The sequence below is a fragment of the Pedococcus aerophilus genome, from assembly GCF_039532215.1.
GTDB lineage: Bacteria > Actinomycetota > Actinomycetes > Actinomycetales > Dermatophilaceae > Pedococcus > Pedococcus aerophilus.
This window is the reverse complement of sequence record NZ_BAAARN010000001.1, coordinates 701,881-720,432: the sequence shown is the minus strand read 5'-3', so window position 1 is coordinate 720,432 and position 18,552 is coordinate 701,881. Positions and strand designations below refer to the sequence as shown.

Here is an 18,552-nt window from a genome sequence, read left to right as displayed (position 1 = left end):
GTGCACCGTTGCGTCAGCTCGACGTCTCTGCGCCGCGCCCTAGCCGGCGGCGGTCTGTTAGCAGGAGATCAGCCACGGCCCTTGGCCTGGCGATCACCACGCTCGTCCTGTCCGGGTGCGCCGGTCGCGCCCAGGACGGCTTCCTGCCGCGTGCGGCCACCGAAGGTGGTGAGGTCGTCACCTCCCTCTGGAACGGTGCCTGGATCGCGGCGCTCGCGGTCGGTCTCATCACGTGGGGCCTGATCCTCTGGTGCGTCGTGGCCTACCGCCGCAAGAAGGACGACACCGAGCTCCCGGTGCAACTGCGCTACAACGTGCCGATGGAGATCCTCTACACCGTCGTCCCGGTGTTCATGATCGCGGTGCTCTTCTACTACACCGCCCGTGACGAGGCCACGCTCCTGGACACCTCCAAGCAGCCCGACGTGGTCGTCAACGTCGTCGGCAAGAAGTGGAGCTGGGACTTCAACTACGTCAACGAGCAGACCTACGAGACCGGCACGCAGGCCGAGCTCACCGGTGAGCCCGGGGCGGAGGAGAACCTCCCGACGCTGTACCTCCCCGTGGGCCAGCGCACCGAGTTCGTGCTCACCTCGCGCGACGTCATCCACTCGTTCTGGGTCCCGGCGTTCCTGCAGAAGCTCGACATGATCCCGGGCCGGGTCAACAAGTTCCAGGTCGTGCCGACCGAGGTCGGCACGTTCAAGGGCAAGTGCGCCGAGCTCTGCGGTGCGTACCACTCGCAGATGCTCTTCAACGTCAAGGTCGTTCCGCCGGCCGAGTACGAAGCCCACATCGCCGACCTCAAGGCGAAGGGCAACGAGGGCCAGCTGGACAACAGCCTCAACGTCAACAAGCTGATGAACGAGGACAAGAACCTCGTGCCTAGTGCAGGGAGCAACTGATGGCAGCCGCCACCGAGTCGACCGGGACGTACTTCCGCTCGACCGAGGCCACGGCGACGCGTCGGCTCACCAAGGGCCAGACCGTCGTGAAGTGGATGACGACGACCGACCACAAGGTCATCGGCAACCTCTACTTCATCACCTCGTTCGCGTTCTTCATGTTCGGTGGTGTGCTGGCGCTGCTCATCCGCGCCGAGCTCTTCCAGCCGGGCCTGCAGGTCGTCGACAACCCCGACCAGTTCAACCAGCTGTTCACGATGCACGGCACGATCATGCTGCTGCTGTTCGCGACGCCGCTGTTCGCCGGGTTCGCCAACGCGCTCATGCCGATCCAGATCGGTGCGCCTGACGTCGCCTTCCCGCGCCTGAACATGTTCGCCTACTGGCTCTACCTCTTCGGCGGGCTCATCGCCTCGGCGGGCTTCCTCACGCCGTCCGGCGCCGCCTCCTTCGGCTGGTTCGCCTACGCCCCGCTGTCCGACGCCTCCAACAGCCCCGGCCTCGGTGGCGACCTGTGGGTCTTCGGCCTGGCGCTCGGTGGTTTCGGAACCATCCTCGGTGCCGTCAACTTCATCACCACGATCATCTGCATGCGCGCGCCCGGCATGACGATGTTCCGGATGCCGATCTTCACCTGGACCATCCTCATCACCTCGCTGCTGGTGCTGATGGCCTTCCCGGTGCTCGCCTCCGCGCTGCTCGCGCTCGGCGCCGACCGCAAGTTCGGGGCGCACGTGTTCGACCCGGGGAACGGTGGGCCGATGCTCTGGCAGCACCTGTTCTGGTTCTTCGGGCACCCAGAGGTCTACATCATCGCCCTGCCCTTCTTCGGCATCATCTCCGAGATCCTGCCGGTCTTCTCGCGCAAGCCGATCTTCGGCTACAAGACCCTCGTCTTCGCGACGATCGGCATCGCGGCGCTGTCCGTCACGGTCTGGGCCCACCACATGTACGCCACGGGACAAGTGCTCCTGCCGTTCTTCGCGGTCATGACGATGCTCATCGCCGTGCCGACCGGGGTGAAGTTCTTCAACTGGATCGGCACCATGTGGGGCGGCAAGCTGTCGTTCGAGACGCCGATGCTCTGGTCGATCGGCTTCCTCGTGACGTTCCTGTTCGGTGGCCTGACGGGCATCATCCTGTCCAGCCCCGCCCTGGACTTCCACCTCTCGGACAGCTACTTCGTCGTGGCGCACTTCCACTACGTCGTCTTCGGGACCGTGGTGTTCGCGATGTTCGCCGGCTTCTACTTCTGGTGGCCGAAGTTCACCGGGCGCATGCTCGACGAGACCCTCGGCAAGATCCACTTCTGGATGCTGTTCTTCGGTTTCCACACGACCTTCCTCATCCAGCACGTGCTCGGCATCGACGGCATGCCCCGTCGCTACGCCGACTACCTGCCCGAGGACGGCTTCACCATCGAGAACCAGATCTCGACGTTCGGTGCCTTCCTGCTCGCGGCCTCGACCCTGCCGTTCCTCTACAACGTGTGGAAGACGTGGCGCACCGCGCCGCTCGTCGAGACCGACGACCCGTGGGGGTATGGCGCCTCGCTCGAGTGGGCGACCTCGTGCCCGCCGCCGCGGCACAACTTCGACACCATCCCGCGCATCCGCTCCGAGCGTCCGGCGTTCGACCTGCACCACCCCGAGGCGGCCCCCGCCGGTGGGTTGCAGGCCGACCCCGACACCCTGACGCGGATCATCGGGCCGGCCGAGGTCGGCGAGGGCGAGCACGCCCACGCCACCGGTGCGTACGACACGGACGTGAACCCCCGGTTCCACGAGGAGCGCGACTGACCATGAAGATCGAGTACAAGCTCTTCGTCATCCTCGCGGCGTTCTTCGCGCCCGTGGGCCTGGCCTACGGCATCTTCACGGAGTGGAAGGAGCCGGTCGGTCCCGCCGGGCTGTTCCTGTCCTCCGGTCTGGGCATCATGATCGCCTTCTACCTGTGGGCCACGGCTCGTCGCCTGCCCGAGCGTCCCGAGGACAACCCCAGCGGCGAGATCGCCGAGCAGGAGGGTGAGTACGGCTTCTTCAGCCCGCACTCCTGGTGGCCCCTGCCGCTGGCCGCTGCGGGCGCGGTCTGCTTCCTCGGCCTCGCGGTCGGCTGGTGGCTGTTCATCATCGGTGCCTCGTTCGGCGTGGTCGCCCTGGTCGGGTGGACGTTCGAGTACTTCAAGGGTCCGCACGCGGTCTGACCGCTGCCACCCACGACGGCGTCCCTTCCGCATGGCGGAGGGGGCGCCGTCGTCGTGCCGGGGGAAGGTACGATGGCGACGCGGCCAATGGGGTGGCCGTGGTGGGCCAGGGAAGGCTGCCGTTCTCCGAGAGGCCTGGGCGCACGCGCAGGCCCGGCGGATCAACGTTGCGCAGCCGTGCTCGGTTGTTCCAACATCGCGGCCGCATCAGGGCCGACCACAGACGGTGACAGACCGACGACAACCGTGAGCGGTCCTGCGGCGTCTGTCGACACGGGGGAGCGTGCAGCGGTCCCCCGAGGACCAGGCACGAGCAGGATGCGCTGCTGCTGCGGCGCAGGGACACAGGGAGTTCACACGTGGTGCGTACGACACACCGGTCACGGAGCCTGACGGCAGCGGCGGGAGCCCTGGCCGCGGTCGCGCTCCTCGCAGGATGCTCGGGCAGCTCCACCGGCCCGGCGACCGACCCGGTGGCCGGCAGCGCCTCGGATGGCTCCTCCGGCAGCTCGTCCTCGTCGAGCTCCCCGAGCCCCACCAGCACCCCCGCCGAGCTCGACGTCACGCCCGCGGACGGGACCAAGGGCGTCAAGCCCGACCAGCCCGTCGTCGTCAAGGCCGTCACCGGTTCGCTCGACACCGTCACCGTCACCGATGCCAAGGGCGCCGAGGTCAAGGGCGAGGTCGGCTCCGACGGTGCCTGGACCAGCACGGCACGGCTCGCCCCGAGCACCGGCTACACGGTCACGGCAGCGGCCAAGGGCGAGGACGGCACGCCGTCGACGACCACATCGACCTTCTCCACCCTCAAGCCCAAGGTCACTGCGACCTACGGCATCCTCAACTCCGGTGCCACGGTCGGTGTCGGCATGCCCGTCGCCATCCAGTTCGACTCCGCCGTCACGACGGCGAAGATGCGCGCCGAGGTCGAGAAGCGCGTCAAGGTCACCACGAACCCCAAGCAGCCCGGCGCCTGGGGCTGGCTCGACAGCCGCCAGCTCATGTGGCGCCCCTCGAGCTACTGGAAGCCCGGCACCACGGTCAGCGTCAGCGCACCGCTCACCGGGCTGCAGACCGGACCGGACAAGTGGATCGGCAACGACGACAGCGCGAGCTTCACGGTCGGTTCGGCCATGGTCTCCACCGTGGACATCAAGGCGCACACCATGACGGTGCGGCGCGGGGGAGAGGTCGTCAAGGTCATCCCCGTGAGCACCGGGCGGCCCGGCAAGCTCACCGAGACCCGCTCCGGCACCAAGGTCATCATCCGCAAGGAGGGCGAGGTCACCATGGACTCGACCACCATCGGGATCCCCAAGGGGAAGCCGGGCTACTACAAGATCGACACCAAGTGGAACCTGCGCGTCACCTGGACCGGTGAGTACCTGCACGCCGCGCCGTGGTCGGTCGGCGCCCAGGGCAGCGCCAACGTCAGCCACGGCTGCGTGAACATGTCGCTGGCGAACGCGCAGTGGATGTTCGAGAACTCCAAGGTCGGCGATGTCGTGAAGTTCACCGGCTCCAACCGACCGTTCCTGCCGACCGAGGGCATCGGCGTGTGGCAGTACTCGTACAAGGGCTGGAAGGCCCAGAGCGCCCTCGTCTGACCCCGACCCGTCCCCGACCCGTCCCCGAGCCACTTCGGGAAGCCGACGGGCTGTGAGGCTCCGGGAAGCCGACAGGCTGTGAGGCGCAGCGACAAGCCCTGAGGGGCTGTGTCAGCCCCATCCCAGGGCGTGCAGCCGCTCGTCGTCGATGCCGAAGTGGTGGGCGATCTCGTGGACCACGGTCACGGCGATCTCGTCGAGCAGCTCGTCGCGGTCCTCGCACATCCGGCACAGCGGGCCCCGGAAGATCGTGATGCGATCGGGGAGCGCGCCGGCCCAGGCGTCACCGCGCTCGGTCAGGGGCGTGCCGTCGTAGACCCCGAGCAGGTCCGGGTCCTCAGGTGGTGGTTCGTCCTCGATGAGGAACACCACGTTGTCGAGCAGGGCCATCAGCTCGGGCGGCACCTCGTCGAGGGCGTCACCGACCGCCTGCTCGAACTCGCGCGTCCCCATCTCCACCACGATCCCAGCCTGCCATGGAGGTCAGGCGCGGACGGCAGGCACCCCCGGAGCGGGCACCCCCAGACAGCGGTATGCCGCCTGCTCCGGGGGAGCAGGCGGCATACCTGGATGTCGATCTGGGTCGTGACCCGGGAACGCGTCAGGGGCGCTTGCCCGGCTCCCGGCGCGAGCTCTCGAGAGCCGGCCGCGAGGTCTCTTCCTGCGGGGCCGCCTCGATCGACTCCAGGGCGTGCCCGTCGTGGTGGGCCGCTGCGAGCTCGGCCGGAGTGACGGGGTCGATGCGGTCCTTGAAGTAGAACGAGGACAGCTTGGCGCGCAGCTTCTCCTTGCCCGCGGTGGGGGAGACGACACCGTGCTCGTCGGCACCAGCCGTGAGCTGCAGGGGCTCCTGCTTCTCGTGCTGCACCAGCAGCCAGCGGGTGTACTCGTCGAGCGGCTCGTGCTGCTCGAAGAACTTGCCGTCGGCGGTGCGGACGATGCGGCCGGTCTCGCGACCGTGCAGCACCAGGTCGCGGTCGCGGCGCTGCAGCGACAGGCAGATCCGCTTCGTGACCCAGAACGCGATGACCGGGAAGACGAAGAACCCGAGACGGAAGATGTGGGTCAGGTCGTTGATCGACAGGCCCAGCTTGATCGCCATGAGGTCGTTGGCGGAGGCGAACATCAGCACGCCGTACATCGTCAGCGCGCCCACCCCGAGACCGGTGCGCGTCGGGTTGTTCCGGGGACGGTCGAGCAGGTGGTGCTCGCGCTCGTCACCGGTGACCCAGCGCTCGAGGAACGGGTAGGCGGCCATCAGCCCGTACATGACGGGGATGAGCAGGATGGCACCGATCATGACGTTGAAGCTGAACGTGAACCCGAAGGCCTCGAACTCCAGCCACCCGGGCAGCAGGCGAAGCGCGCCGTCGGCGAAGCCCATGTACCAGTCGGGCTGGGCGCCGGCGGTCACCGCCGAGGGGTCGTACGGCCCGTACGCCCAGATGGGGTTGATCGTCACCAGGGCGGAGATGAGCACCGTGGCGCCGAAGACGATGAAGAAGAAGCCACCGGCCTTGGCCGCATAGACCGGCATGACGGGGAAGCCGACGACGTTGTCGTTGGTCTTGCCCGGTCCGGGGTACTGGGTGTGCTTGTGGATGAAGACCAGGCCGATGTGGGCGACGAAGAGGCCGACGAGGATCGCCGGGAGCAGCAGCACGTGGACCGAGTAGAGGCGGGGGATGATCGCCTCGCCGGGGAAGGCTCCGTCGAACAAGAAGTACGACAGGTACGAGCCGACCACGGGGACCGAGCGCATGAAGCCCTCTGCGGCCCGCAGGCCCGTGCCGGAGAGCAGGTCGTCCGGGAGGGAGTAGCCGGCGAAGCCCTCGACGAGGGCCAGCATCGACAGGATGCAGCCGATGACCCAGTTGATCTCACGCGGCTTGCGGAACGCACCGGTGAAGAAGACGCGCAGCATGTGCACGGAGATGGCGACGATGAACATCAGCGCGGCCCAGTGGTGGATCTGCCGGATCAGCAGCCCGCCACGGATGTCGAAGGAGATGTCGACCGTCGAGGCGTACGCCTCGGAGACCGTGACACCACGCAGCGGGAGGTAGGAGCCGTCGTAGACGATCTGCCCGGCGCTGGGGATGTACCAGAACGTCAGGAAGGTCCCGGTGATCAGGCAGATGATCATCGAGTACATGGCGACTTCGCCCAGCATGAAGGACCAGTGGTCGGGGAAGACCTTCTTCATGAGGTAGCCGATGGGCTTGGCGGCGCCCGTGCGGTCGTCGAGCCAGCCGGCGACGCCGCCGACGGCCTTGGCACCCGGGGAGGCAGGAGCCTCGGGCCGGTGGTCGTCGGCACGAAGCCGATCGGCGCTCGGTGCGGTGTGAGTGCTCATCCACGCTCCCAGAAGCTCGGGCCGACAGCCTCGCGGAAAGGCGAGTCGGCCACCAGGTAACCCTCGGAATCAACGGTGATCTTCAGCTGCGGCAGAGCTCGCTTGGCCGGGCCGAAGATGACCTTGCAGTCCTGCGTCACGTCGAACGTCGACTGGTGGCAGGGGCACAGCAGGTGGTGCGTCTGCTGCTCGTAGAGACCCACGGGGCAACCGACGTGGGTGCAGATCTTGGAGTACGCGACGATGCCCTCGTGGCCCCAGTCGCGCTCCTTCTGGGGCTTGATGTCCTCGGGGTTGAGGCGCATGACCAGGACGGCGGCCTTGGCCTTGTCCTCGAGCACGTGCTCGGACTCCTCGATGGACTCCGGCAGGACGTGGAAGACCGAGCCGATGGTGACCTGGTCGGCGCGGATCGGCGTGCGCTCGGGGTCGCGGACCAGCCGGTCGCCCTTCTTCCAGATGGTCGTGGAGAGCTCGTCCTTCGGCACCGGGCCGAGGCCGGCCACCAGCGGGACGACCAGCGTGATGGGCGGCAGCGCGAGCGCGCCGAGCAGGGAGTACTTGATCAACGGTCGACGGCCGAGCTGGGCCTTGTCGCCGCCGGCTGTGAGCTCGGAGACCACGCGCTGGCGGTCCTCGTCCTTGGCCCGCTGCGGGTGGCGGTACTCGACCGACTCGGCGTCAGGCATGAGCGTCTTGGCCCAGTGCACCGCACCCAGCCCCACGCCCAGGAGGGCGACGGCCATGGTGACGCCGATGACGACGTTGTAGAGGCTCGCCTCACCGATGCCGGGGATGAAGGCGGTGCTCTCCGGGTCGATGGCGAAGAAGGTGATGATGAAGACCACCGTCGCGAGGCTGGAGAGCCCGAACAGCGTGGCCACCTGCTTCTCGGCCCGCTTGGCGGCCTTCTCGTCGCGGTCGGCCATGCGGTCGACGTGCGGCGGGAGGCCGGGGTTCTCGAAGCGCTCGGGGAGACCCCCGGTGCCTTCGATGTGCCCCTGGTCCAGCCGGACCGCCGAAGCGCCGTACCCGTCGGAGGCCGTGCCGACGACCTCGCCGTGGGGCGTGCCGTTATCGCTCATCGTGAGATCGATCCTGTCGCGTTGCAGTCGTGAGTTCCATGGTGCGCCTCGGGCGCGGATGTGGCCACCTCGTGTGACATTCGCATCACGCGGCCTTCTTGCCCAGCCACACCGCGAAGGCGACCATCAGGCCGAGTCCGAAGACCCAGACGAACAGTCCCTCGGACACCGGGCCGAGGTTGCCGAGGTTCATGCCCCCGACGTTCTCCTGCTTGTCGACCGAGTGGAGGTAGGCGACGATGTCGTTCTTGGACTCCGGGGAGATGTTGGTGTCGCTGAAGACGGGCATGGACTGGGGTCCGGTGACCATGGCCTCGTAGATGTGCTTCCCTTCGATGTCGCGCAGGGCCGGGGCGTACTTGCCGCGGGTCAGCGCTCCACCGGAACCGGCGAAGTTGTGGCACATGGCGCAGTTGACGCGGAACAGCTCCGCGCCCTTGGCGACGTCGCCACCCTCGCCACTGGAGTACTCGGCGTCCGGAACGGCCGGGCCGGGAGCCAGGGAGGCGATGTACGCGGCCACGGCAGCGATCTCCTCCTCGCTGAAGCGGACCTCGTCGACCCGGGGAGCCTGCACGCCGGGGGCGGCGAGTGGCATACGACCGGTGCCCATCTGGAAGTCCACGGAAGCCGCGCCGACACCGGCGAGGCTCGGGCCCGCCTTGCTGCCCTGGGCCTGCATGCCGTGGCACGTGGAGCAGTTGGAGAGGAAGAGCTTCTTGCCCTCCTCCACCTGGCTCGCCGAGGCGGTGGCCGCGTCGGCCTGCTTCGGGGCGAAGGTGGAGTAGGCGACGCCGGTGACGACGAGGCCGAGGAGGATGAGCAGGGCGATCGCGGCAGGGTGTCGGCGGCGGGCGGCCAGGGCGTTCACGGTGCGGTCCTGTCGGTGGGTGCGGGCAGGGCGGTCAGGGGGCTGGCCTGGTGCGAGGTCATCGCGGTGCAGGTCACTTCAGCAGGTAGATCGTCGCGAACAGCGCGATCCACACCACGTCGACGAAGTGCCAGTAGTAGGAGGTCACGACCGCGCCAGCGGCCTGGGCGTGGCTGTAGTGCCGCGTCGTGAACGTGCGGCCGATGATGAGCAGGAAGGCGAGCAGCCCACCCGTCACGTGCAGCGCGTGGAAGCCGGTGGTCAGGTAGAAGACCGAGCCGTAGGCCTCGCTGGAGAGCGTGATGTTCTCGTGGACGAGCTCGGAGTACTCCAGCACCTGGCCCGACACGAAGATCGCGCCGAAGAGATAGGTGAGGACGTACCACTCGCGCATGCCCCACTCCTTGACGGACAGGAGGCTGGCGTTGCCGCGGTGCGGCTTGCCGTGCTCCGCGGCGTGGACGCCGAGCTGGCACCACACGGAGGAGATCACGAGGATGATCGTGTTGATCGTGGCGAAGGGGACGTTGAGGATCGCCGTCTTCTCCGCCCACAGGTCGGGCTCGACCGAGCGGATCGTGAAGTACATCGCGAACAGGCCCGCGAAGAACATCAGCTCGCTGGCGAGCCAGACGATGGTGCCGACCGACACCATGTTGGGTCGGGACACGGGCCCGTGACCGGGAATGCTCCCGGTCGGTCGGGGGACGTCGGAAGTCACGGATGCTGTCGCCACGAGCGCCATTATTGCCCATTCCCGGACGGGCACACCGCCGACCCCCCGGCGGATGCCCGACAGAGTCCTGACAGCGCCTCGACAGCCCCACGATCTGGCGTCGACAACGCCCGGACATCGTCCCGACAGCGCCTCGAGATCGCCTCGACAGCCACTCGACGGCGCCCGCACAGCAGGAGGTCGCTGCGCCGAGCCGGCGTCGCGCAGCGCTCCCGCGCCCACGGGTGAGGTGCGCCACGGCTCGACGGCGCGGCACGGGTAGCATCTGCGCCATGACCGCTTCGCACGCGACCGCCGCCGACCCGACCCCCTCCACGGGGTCCACGGCTCGCCAGATCTCGGTGCTCCTCTACAGCGACGACCGGACCACCCGTGACGCCGTGCGCGTCAACGTGGGTCGGCGCCCGGCCCGGGACGTCGAGGTGTCCTCGTGGCGCGAGTGCGCGACGGCCGCCGCCGTCATCGAGGCCGTCGAGTCGACGCAGTTCGACGTGCTGGTCCTCGACGGCGAGACCTCTCCCATCGGTGGCCTCGGACTGTGCCGTCAGCTGAAGAGCGAGATCTTCAACTGCCCCCCGGTCCTCGTGCTCACCGGCCGCCCGCAGGACGGCTGGCTCGCGACGTGGTCCCTCGCCGACCTGGCCGTGCCGCACCCGCTCGACCCGATCGCCCTGGCTGGTGCCGTGGCGGAGCTCGGTCGACGCGGGCGCCCGAGCGCGTCCTGAGTCCCGTGACCGTCCCGGTCGGGTCCGCCTACACCTGGCCAGACCTGCTCTCGCGGCTGCTCGCCGGCGAGCACCTCACCGGCGACCAGGCGTCCTGGGCGATGGACCAGGTGATGAGTGGCGAGGCGTCGGCCGTGCAGGTCGCCGGTTTCCTCATCGCGCTGCGCGCCAAGGGCGAGACCGTCGAGGAGCTGCGTGGCCTCGCCGACATGATGCTGGCGCACGCCAACCGGATCGTCGTCCCCGAGCCCAGCCTCGACATCGTCGGCACCGGCGGTGACCGTTCGCACACCGTCAACATCTCCACCATGGCGTCCGTCGTCATCGCGGCCAGCGGCATCCGGGTCGTCAAGCACGGGAACCGCGCCGCGTCGTCCTCGTCCGGCTCCGCCGACGTCCTCGAGGCGCTCGGGGTCAGCCTGACCCTGACGCCCGAGCGCGTGCAGCAGGTCGCCGGCGAGGCCGGCATCACCTTCTGCTTCGCCCAGACCTTCCACCCCGCCATGCGTCACGCCGCCGCGGCCCGCAGCGGACTCGGCGTCGGGACGACGTTCAACGCCCTCGGCCCGCTCACCAACCCGGCCCAGCCCACGTATGCAGCCGTCGGCGTCGCCGACCCGCGGCTCGCCACCCTGATGGCAGGTGTCTTCGCTGACCGCGGCAAGGACGCGGCAGTCTTCCGCGGCGACGACGGCCTCGACGAGCTCACGCTGAGCACCACCTCCACGGTGTGGTGGGTGCGCGGTGGCACGATCACCAAGCGCACGCTCGACCCGTCGGACCTCGGCCTGGAGCGACAGCCGATCGAGGCGCTCCGGGGGGCCGACGCGGCGCACAACGCCCAGGTCGCCAGGGACCTCTTCGACGGCAGCCGGGGTGCGGTGCGTGACGCCGTGGTCCTCAACGCCGGGATCGCGCTGGCCCTCACCGAACCCGACCGCGGCACCTCCGACGAGGACTTCGTCGCCGGGGTACGTGCCGGGATGGACCGCGCCGAGCAGGCGCTGGACTCCGGTGCGGCCGCCCAGAAGCTCACGGACTGGGCCGCGGCCACCCGGGCCTGACGGTCCTGACGTCCACGACGTCCCCGACGTCGCCGAGAACCCGGCTGGCCTCCGAATCCGGCGGTCCGTCCGGGACGACGCGGTCAGGACATCGAGCTCAGCCAGCTGACGGCGTTGCGGGCGCCGGCCCGGCTCTGCTCGTACCGCGCCCCGACCAGGAGCAGCGCGACGCCGACGGTGCCGAGGGTGAGGAACCGTGGGGCCCGCAGGGTCATCGGCCCGAGCTGGGTCACCGCGACGAGGGCTGCCGCGAGGGCGCCCAGCACCACCAGCGACTGCCAGCGCCGCCAGGCGCCGAGGGCCAGCAGCCCGGCTCCCAGGGTGACCGTGGCCAGCGCTCGTGGCAGGTCGTCCCCGACGGCCGTGGCCAGCGCCGACGGCAGCAGTGCCACGGCCAGGCCAGGTCCCGCCACGGTCCAGGACCGGTCGCCGAGCTCCCGGTGCGACCAGAGCCCGGCAGCGAGCAGGAGCAGCGCCAGCGGGACGGTGTACGCCTCCAGCCGCGTGACGTCGGCGTCGAGCAGCTCGATCCAGGTGGCTCCGGTGAGCCCGACCACCGCGGCGGTGACGACGGCGCGGCGGTGCGGCGGTGCGGCATACGCGACGGCGATGAGCCCGTATGCAGCCGCGGCGCCGGCTGCTGCGTGCGGCCACGAACGGTCGAGCGCCACGGCGACGGTGGCGATGGAGGTGAGCGCAGCACCGGTGCCGAGCACCACCTCGTCCAGGGTTCCGCGGCGCCAGCTCGCCAGCGCGACCAGCAGGGCCGCGACGAGGGCGAGCAGGATCCACTGGACGTCGGGGGAGCCCAGCCCGCCCGCGAGCCACAGGGCGCTCGTCCCGGTGACGGCCGCGACGGCTTCCGCCACGGGGCGGACGAGCTCGCGAAGGACGGCGGCGGCGATGGTGGCGACGGTCAGGGCCGTCAGCACGGTGGCGACGATGCCCTCGGACAGGCCGAGACCGACCGCCTGGAGAAGGGCCAGGGCGAAGGCCAGCCCCGCGACGGCGCCGAGCGGGAGCTCTTCGCTGCGGCCCGGCCGGGCGAGGGCGGCGGCCGCGAGGACGAGGGCGAGGGTCGTGACGGTCAGCACCTGGAGGGTGGGCGAGCCCAACCCGGACGCGAGGGTGACCGCACCGAGCAGGGCAAGGGCTGCCGTCCCGACCGCCGCTGCACGCCAGGACGGACGCAGGACGGCGGTCGCGGTCGCCACGGCGGAGACGACGAGCAGGGTGATCGTGGTCGGGACGTCCGAGCCGTGGGCGACGGCGACGCCGACGAGCAGCAGCACGGCGAGTCCGGCCTGGCCGAGGAGCCAGCGGTCACCGGTGGAGCGAGTGGCCGGACGCAGTACCAGCAGCGCGACCGCTGCCGCACCGGTGACGACGGCGAGGACGGCGGTGCCGACAGCGCCCACCTGGAGGCCCAGCGTCCCGACGGCCGCAGGAACCGCGAGGCTGGCGACGAGGGCGACGAGGCCGACGGCGCGCCAGTCACCCGTGAGCGCACGCTTGGCCCAGTCGGCGCGGACGGCGGCGCGGGAGCCGAGCTCCGTCGCGCGCCCATCGACGACCCGGCGCACGGTCAGGGCTCCGGCAGTGGCGAGGACTGCCAGCAGGGCGACGCACGCGAGGCCGGCGAAGGTCACGCGCGGACCCGGGTGCTGGCTGGCTGACGCGAGCGCACCGCCGGTGGCGGTCAGCAGCGCCACGGCCGCCCAGCCGGAGGCGGGTCCGGCCGCTGCTCGACGCGTCAGGCCCAGCGACTCCGGCAGGAGCACCCGGGCGGCGCCGAAGACGACTGCTCCGGCGAGCGCGATGGTGGCACCGGTCGCGGCGGCGTCGGCGAGGGCCACCAGTCCGGCCCAGCCGACGGAGGCGGAGGTGAGGGAGGCCAGTGCGAACGCCGCGATCCGACGGTCGCGCCGGTGCAGGGCCGCCAGGACCACGGCGACGAGGAGTCCGAGGACGGCGGTGTAGGCACGCGCGTCCAGGGAGTCCAGTCCCAGCAGTCCGAACCGTCGGGCCGCGGTCGCGTCGAGCAGCATCAGCCCGCCGGCGACGAGGGCGAGGGCCTCGGCGCTGCTCGAGAGCCCGCGGCGGGACAGCCGCAGGGAGGACCACGCGGCGAGGCTGGTGAGACCACCCATGACGATGACCTGGCCGTACCGACCGATGACGAACCAGGCGACCGCAAGCGCGATGGACGACGCGACGAGGACGAGCAGCACGCCGATGGCGAGCAGCGTCTGCTGGGTGCTCCAGCTGCGGCGGGCGGTCGGTGCCTGCGAGGACACGGGAGCCGGTGCAGCGGTGAACCCGTCAGCGGTGACGACCGTCGGTGAGGGGAAGGCTGCGGAGTGACCAGGGACGGTCGGGTGGGCGGTGGCAGTTCTTGAGGAGGAAGGGCTCGAGGAGGAAGGGCTCGCGGCGGGCTGGGTGCCGCGGGCGCGCAGGGCTGCGATGACCTCGAGGCGTTCGACCTGCAGCGCGGCGAGGCGCTGGTCGAGCTGCCACAGCAGGGCTGCCTCGGGGCCGGTCAGGGGCAGCTGGCAGCTGGGGCACCGGACGGGCTGGGCCGGCAGGGCCTGGCCGCAGGACGGGCAGGGGATCGGAGCCATCGGTCCTCGCATCGGTCGTTCCGGGGGGAGCAGCGCACACCGTGCGCGGTGGCACGAGTGTGGAGCGTTGGGCCCTGCGGTGGATGCGCTTTGGTACTCAGATCAGCCGGTCGGCCGCACGACCCGGCTGTGGTTCGGACGAGCCGTCGGGGCGTCCTGTCGAGTGCAGGTCAGTCGCCGTCGAGCCCCAGGCTGAAGGCTGCCTCGAGGTCGTGCTTGGAGTAGGTCCGGAACGCGATGTGCGTGTTGGTGCCAGTGACTCCTTCGACCTTGTTGAGCCGCCCGGCGATGACGTCGTGCAGCTCCTCGTGGGCGCGCACGCGGACCAGGGCGATGAGGTCAGCATCACCGGCCACGGAGTAGACCTCGCTGACCCCGTCCAACTCGGCGATCGCCTGGGCGACCTCGGGGATCCGGTCGACTTCGGCGTTGATGAGGACGATGGCGGAGATCACGAGCCCACTGTATCGGCGAGACACCTACGGTGAGACGTATGTCGTGGCCACCGTTCTCACCGACGGCTGCCGTCAGACGACGTCCAGCCGTGCGACTCAACCAGATGGGGTACCCCCGATGGGCACGAAAGGTCGCCACGGTCCTGTGCCTGGAGCAGGAGCCACAGGACTTCGTGGTCGAGGACCGCGATGGTCGTGAGGTCCTTGCCGGCATGACGCGTCCGTGGCCGGCTCGTCCGGAACCCACCTCGGGCTTCACCCTTCACCTCGTCGACTTCTCCACGGTGAAGGGTGAGGGGTCGGGCTACCGCGTCCGTGTGGGGGAGCTCGTCAGTCACGCGTTCCCCCTGGGTGCGAACCCGCACGCCGAGCTCGCCGACGAGGCGCTGCACGTGTTCCGGCTGATGCGATCCGGGGACGCGGTCCCGGAGGAGTTCGGTGCCCACGCTCGGCCGGCCGGCCACCTCGGGGTCGCCCCCAACACCGGCGACACCGCAGTCCCTGCCTGGACTGGTCCGGAGGCCTCAGCGCTCTACCCGGGATGGACCTGTCCGGGAACCTTCGACGTCTCCGGCGGTTGGTACGACGCTGGGGACCACGGCAAGTACGTGACCAGCGGCAGCACCGCCCTGTGGCAGCTGCTGATGACGCTCGACCTCCTCGGCGACCTGCTCCCGTCATCGACCCGGGAGGCGCTCGTGGAGGAGTGCCACTGGCAGCTCGAATGGGTCTGCCGGATGCAGGTGCCGACGGGATCGCCGCTGGCCGGCATGGCGTTCCACAAGGTCCATGGCACGACGTGGTCCCCCCTGCCGGGCCTGCCTCACGTCGACCCGACCGTCCGGGTGCTGCACCGGCCGTCGACCTCTGCCACGTGGCACCTCGCTGCCGTGGCCGCGCAAGGGGCCCGGGTCCTCAGGGCGTTCGATCGCAGCTGTGCCGTACCCCTCCTGGCTACGGCGCGCAGAGCAGCCGCAGCGGTGGCTGCCCACCCCCACCTCGCCGCCCCCGCGGGTGGATCACAGTTCGGTGGCGGTCCCTACGGTGACGCAGACACGACCGATGACGAGTACTGGGCGACTGTTGAGCTGTGGCTGGCGGGACGTTCGAGCGAGGACCTCACCCGGCTGCAACGGTCGCCATGGCACCACGCGGAGGTGTTCTCCCCGCTCGGGTTCGACTTCGATGCCATGGCTGCTCCGGCACGACTCGACCTGTCCCTGCACGGTACGAGTCTGGAGGAGAAGGAGAGCGTCGACGAGTCCGTTGTGGTGGCGGCCGAACGACTCGTGCGGCTGCAGGAGCAGCAGGCGTGGGGTCAGCCGTACGCGCCGGACGCGGGATGGACGTGGGGTTCGAATGGGCGGTTGCTCAACAACCTCGTCGTCATCGCCGTCGGCCACCACCTCGCTCCTGGTCGCGTGGCAGCGACTGCCGTGGCCGAAGGGCTCGACCACGTCCTGGGCCGCAATGCCTTGGGACAGTGCTACGTCACGGGGTTCGGCGTGGACGACAGCCGTCGGCAGCGCACCCGGTTGTTCGGGCAGGCGCTCGACCCTGCTCTGCCGCCGCCACCCCGTGGGGCCCTCGCGGGCGGCGCGAACTCGGTGCCCAGCCCCGGCTTTCACTACGACGACCGACTCCGGGGCCTGCCACCTCAGTGGTGCTACCTGGACGAGCCGACCTCTGAGGTGACCAACGACGTCTGCATCCGCTGGAACGCTGCTCTCGTGTTCGTGGCGGCGTGGCTCGCGGCGCAGACACGGGCTCGCAACGGCCCAGCCGCGCCGTCTACCTAGGACGCAGCGACGAAGGCCGAGCGCTGGGAGCGCTCGGAGGTCCCCTCGAGGGCGGCGCGGGCACCGGCAGCGCCCCCGACAGGGCAGGTCCACTCACCCTCCACGTCGACGACCCGGACGCCGGGCTGCTCCAGCCAGCGCAGGATCTTCTCGGTCTCCTCGGGGATCGCGGCCGGCGCCGGCCAGGGCGCCGGGAGGACGACCTCCGCGGCTTGGCGCATGGCCTCGACGTAGGGCATCGGGTCGGCTCCCCGGGGGGAGACGGTCGAGGCGGCGAGGCGACCGTGACGGACGACGACGAGCTCCCAGCCGCCGGTGGCCGCGCGCCGGGCCGCCACGATCTCGGGGCTCGCGGCGAGCGGCGCGATCCGCTGCGCGCGCGCCATACCGCGGACGAGCGCGAGGAGGCGGTCGCGCAGGGTGCCGGCGTCCTCGTAGCGCTCCTGCTCGGCGAGGGTGCCCATCCGACCGCGCAGGGCGGTCACCACCTCGCGGGAGTCGCCGACGAGCGCGTGCACGGCCTCCTGGACCACGACGTCGTACTGCTGCACGGACTGGGCCCCGGTGCAGGGGGCGCCGCAGCGGCCCATGTCGGCGAGGGCGCACGACCCGACGAAGCGGGTGGGGGACAGGCGCTGCACGCACTGCCGCAACGGGATCACCTCGTGCACGGCGGCCACGGCTGCCTCGGCGGAGGACCGGCTGCCGAAGGGCCCGATGTACTTGGCGCCGTCGGCCCGGACCTCGCGGACGATGGACAGCCGGGGGAAGGCCTCGACGGTGAGCTTGACCCAGGTGGCGCGCTCGGGCGTCTTGGAGCGCCGGTTGTAGCGCGGCTTGTGCTCGGCGATGAGACGCAGCTCGCGGACCTCTGCCTCCAGGGTGGTGGCGCAGACGACCGGGGTGACGCTCTCGGCGAGCCGCACCATCTCGGCCATCCGGGTGCGGTGCTCGGAGGCGGTGAAGTAGCTGCGCACCCGGGTGCGGATGTTGACCGAGGTGCCGACGTAGAGGACCCGGCCCGCACCGTCCTTGAACAGGTAGACGCCCGGCTGGTCGGGCAGGCCGTCGGCCAGCCAGCGCTTGCGTCGCTGGGCCGGGCTGACGCGCGAGGTGTAGCTCGACAGCTCCTCGAGGGTGTGGACGCCGAGGCTGCCCACGCGGCCGATCAGCGCGTGCAGGACGTCGACCGTGGCCCGCGCGTCGTGCAGTGCCCGGTGGTCCGGGGTCGTCCCGGCGCCGAAGAGGGCGGCCAGGGTGGACAGCTTGTGGTTGCGGGCCTCGTCGCGGGTGACGAGCTGACGGGCGAGGTGGACGGTGTCGAGGACGGTGTGGCGCGGCCACTCGATGCCCTGCACGGAGGCCGCCATCTTGAGGAACCCGATGTCGAAGCGCGCGTTGTGGGCGACCAGCACGGTGCCCTTCGCGAACTCCATGAACGCCGGCAGCGCCGACTCGATGCGCGGGGCGTCGGCGACCATCGCCGTCGTGATGCCGGTGAGGGCCTGGATGAACGGGGGGATGGGCAGGTGCGGGTTGACGAGGGTCTGGAACTCGCCGAGCACCTCGCCGCCGCGGACCTTCACCGCCCCGATCTCGGTGATCGCGGAGTCGGCAGGGCTGCCGCCGGTGGTCTCGAGGTCGACGACGACGAACGTGACATCGGCCAGAGCCGTGCCCAAGTCGTCGAACGTGCCCTGGACCATCTGCATGTCCCTGACGGTATGCCGGTGGTGTGACAGCCCCACGCAGGCGCGCGGCGGTCGGCTCCCGCACCCGTCGGAGACTGGTGCTGCGCATGGCGTCGGAGGGCGTTGTCGGTGGTGTCTCGTAGCGTCGTCGTCAGGTGGAAGTGGTCCACCGAGCTGCCGACGAGGAAGGGGTGATCGCGATGATCATCGACTGCCAGAGCTGCCCCGTGCGTGACCTGCACTGCGATGACTGCATGGTCACGGCGCTGCTCACCCCCACGAGCTCCGAGCTGGGCCTCGATGCCGCCGAGCGGCTGGCCGTGACGCGGTTCGCCGCGGCCGGCCTCGTGTCGGCGCAGGAGGCCGGGACCGTCACGGCTCGCCGTGAGCCCTGGGCCGCCCACGTCCGCGCCGTCGGCTGAGCCGACCCCACG

At 70.3% G+C, this 18,552-nt stretch carries 16 protein-coding genes; 8 read left to right on the top strand and 8 right to left on the bottom strand.

The window, feature by feature from the left end:
* Positions 1-8 precede the first annotated feature (8 nt).
* The 4 genes from ctaC (at position 9) to ABD286_RS03345 (ending at position 4,715) form a co-directional block, all read left to right on the top strand.
* On the top strand, positions 9-905 hold the full coding sequence (ctaC, locus tag ABD286_RS03360) for an aa3-type cytochrome oxidase subunit II (protein ID WP_425565308.1): 897 nt from the start codon (positions 9-11) through the stop codon (positions 903-905).
* Positions 905-2,704 (top strand): aa3-type cytochrome oxidase subunit I, encoded by a 1,800-nt coding sequence (ctaD, locus tag ABD286_RS03355; RefSeq protein WP_344190242.1) that lies wholly within the window; start codon positions 905-907, stop codon positions 2,702-2,704. The genes ctaC and ctaD overlap by 1 nt, the downstream gene beginning before the upstream one ends.
* Before the next feature lie 2 nt (positions 2,705-2,706).
* On the top strand, positions 2,707-3,108 hold the full coding sequence (locus tag ABD286_RS03350) for a cytochrome c oxidase subunit 4 (protein ID WP_344190240.1): 402 nt from the start codon (positions 2,707-2,709) through the stop codon (positions 3,106-3,108).
* Between the two features lie 359 nt (positions 3,109-3,467).
* Positions 3,468-4,715 (top strand): L,D-transpeptidase, encoded by a 1,248-nt coding sequence (locus ABD286_RS03345; RefSeq protein WP_344190238.1) that lies wholly within the window; start codon positions 3,468-3,470, stop codon positions 4,713-4,715.
* Between the two features lie 111 nt (positions 4,716-4,826).
* Here ABD286_RS03345 and ABD286_RS03340 read toward each other — a convergent pair whose 3' ends face one another.
* From ABD286_RS03340 to ctaE, 5 genes are all read right to left on the bottom strand, one after another.
* Positions 4,827-5,168: a metallopeptidase family protein gene (locus ABD286_RS03340; protein ID WP_344193242.1), complete on the bottom strand. Its 342-nt coding sequence runs from the start codon at positions 5,166-5,168 to the stop codon at positions 4,827-4,829.
* Positions 5,169-5,316: 148 nt separating this feature from the next.
* A complete protein-coding gene (gene qcrB, locus ABD286_RS03335) occupies positions 5,317-7,071 on the bottom strand; it encodes a cytochrome bc1 complex cytochrome b subunit (RefSeq protein WP_344190236.1) in 1,755 nt (584 codons plus the stop codon).
* On the bottom strand, positions 7,068-8,156 hold the full coding sequence (qcrA, locus tag ABD286_RS03330) for a cytochrome bc1 complex Rieske iron-sulfur subunit (protein ID WP_344190234.1): 1,089 nt from the start codon (positions 8,154-8,156) through the stop codon (positions 7,068-7,070). The genes qcrB and qcrA overlap by 4 nt, the downstream gene beginning before the upstream one ends.
* 85 nt (positions 8,157-8,241) lie before the next feature.
* Positions 8,242-9,027 carry a cytochrome bc1 complex diheme cytochrome c subunit gene (qcrC, locus tag ABD286_RS03325; RefSeq protein WP_344190232.1) on the bottom strand — a complete coding sequence of 262 codons (786 nt, stop codon included), beginning with the start codon at positions 9,025-9,027 and terminating at the stop codon, positions 8,242-8,244.
* A gap of 73 nt (positions 9,028-9,100) precedes the next feature.
* The gene (ctaE, locus tag ABD286_RS03320; RefSeq protein WP_425565354.1) at positions 9,101-9,772 is read right to left on the bottom strand and encodes an aa3-type cytochrome oxidase subunit III; all 672 of its coding nucleotides are present in this window, start codon (positions 9,770-9,772) and stop codon (positions 9,101-9,103) included.
* Between the two features lie 263 nt (positions 9,773-10,035).
* Between ctaE and ABD286_RS03315 the strand changes: the two genes are divergently transcribed.
* Both ABD286_RS03315 and trpD read left to right on the top strand, forming a co-directional pair.
* Positions 10,036-10,488, top strand: coding sequence for a response regulator transcription factor (locus ABD286_RS03315; protein ID WP_344190230.1), 453 nt, complete (start codon positions 10,036-10,038; stop codon positions 10,486-10,488).
* The gene (trpD, locus tag ABD286_RS03310; RefSeq protein ID WP_425565353.1) at positions 10,485-11,552 is read left to right on the top strand and encodes an anthranilate phosphoribosyltransferase; all 1,068 of its coding nucleotides are present in this window, start codon (positions 10,485-10,487) and stop codon (positions 11,550-11,552) included. Before ABD286_RS03315 ends, trpD begins: the two co-directional genes overlap by 4 nt.
* A gap of 83 nt (positions 11,553-11,635) precedes the next feature.
* Here trpD and ABD286_RS03305 read toward each other — a convergent pair whose 3' ends face one another.
* Both ABD286_RS03305 and ABD286_RS03300 read right to left on the bottom strand, forming a co-directional pair.
* Positions 11,636-14,173 (bottom strand): SCO7613 C-terminal domain-containing membrane protein, encoded by a 2,538-nt coding sequence (locus ABD286_RS03305; protein ID WP_344190225.1) that lies wholly within the window; start codon positions 14,171-14,173, stop codon positions 11,636-11,638.
* 170 nt (positions 14,174-14,343) lie between these two features.
* Positions 14,344-14,628 (bottom strand): Lrp/AsnC family transcriptional regulator, encoded by a 285-nt coding sequence (locus ABD286_RS03300; protein ID WP_056914887.1) that lies wholly within the window; start codon positions 14,626-14,628, stop codon positions 14,344-14,346.
* Between the two features lie 38 nt (positions 14,629-14,666).
* On the opposite strand from ABD286_RS03300, the gene ABD286_RS03295 reads away from it, so the two are divergent.
* On the top strand, positions 14,667-16,427 hold the full coding sequence (locus ABD286_RS03295) for a glycoside hydrolase family 9 protein (RefSeq protein ID WP_344190222.1): 1,761 nt from the start codon (positions 14,667-14,669) through the stop codon (positions 16,425-16,427).
* Here the strand turns inward: ABD286_RS03295 and ABD286_RS03290 are convergent.
* A complete protein-coding gene (locus ABD286_RS03290) occupies positions 16,424-18,169 on the bottom strand; it encodes a DEDD exonuclease domain-containing protein (protein WP_425565352.1) in 1,746 nt (581 codons plus the stop codon). The two genes, ABD286_RS03295 and ABD286_RS03290, sit on opposite strands and share 4 nt — an antisense overlap.
* A gap of 149 nt (positions 18,170-18,318) precedes the next feature.
* Here ABD286_RS03290 and ABD286_RS03285 point away from each other — a divergent pair, with 149 nt between their 5' ends.
* Positions 18,319-18,540: a hypothetical protein gene (locus ABD286_RS03285; protein ID WP_344193238.1), complete on the top strand. Its 222-nt coding sequence runs from the start codon at positions 18,319-18,321 to the stop codon at positions 18,538-18,540.
* The last annotated feature ends 12 nt before the right edge of the window (positions 18,541-18,552 follow it).

Bases quoted from the DNA above. Each gene is read 5' to 3' on its own strand.
- ABD286_RS03340 (WP_344193242.1), bottom strand. From the start codon at position 5,168: ATGGGGACGCGCGAGTTCGAGCAGGCGGTCGGTGACGCCCTCGACGAG.
- ctaE (WP_425565354.1), bottom strand. From the start codon at position 9,772: ATGGCGCTCGTGGCGACAGCATCCGTGACTTCCGACGTCCCCCGACCG.
- ABD286_RS03315 (WP_344190230.1), top strand. From the start codon at position 10,036: ATGACCGCTTCGCACGCGACCGCCGCCGACCCGACCCCCTCCACGGGG.
- ctaD (WP_344190242.1), top strand. From the start codon at position 905: ATGGCAGCCGCCACCGAGTCGACCGGGACGTACTTCCGCTCGACCGAG.
- ABD286_RS03305 (WP_344190225.1), bottom strand. From the start codon at position 14,173: ATGGCTCCGATCCCCTGCCCGTCCTGCGGCCAGGCCCTGCCGGCCCAG.
- ABD286_RS03285 (WP_344193238.1), top strand. From the start codon at position 18,319: ATGATCATCGACTGCCAGAGCTGCCCCGTGCGTGACCTGCACTGCGAT.
- qcrA (WP_344190234.1), bottom strand. From the start codon at position 8,156: ATGAGCGATAACGGCACGCCCCACGGCGAGGTCGTCGGCACGGCCTCC.
- qcrB (WP_344190236.1), bottom strand. From the start codon at position 7,071: ATGAGCACTCACACCGCACCGAGCGCCGATCGGCTTCGTGCCGACGAC.
- ABD286_RS03295 (WP_344190222.1), top strand. From the start codon at position 14,667: ATGTCGTGGCCACCGTTCTCACCGACGGCTGCCGTCAGACGACGTCCA.
- ABD286_RS03350 (WP_344190240.1), top strand. From the start codon at position 2,707: ATGAAGATCGAGTACAAGCTCTTCGTCATCCTCGCGGCGTTCTTCGCG.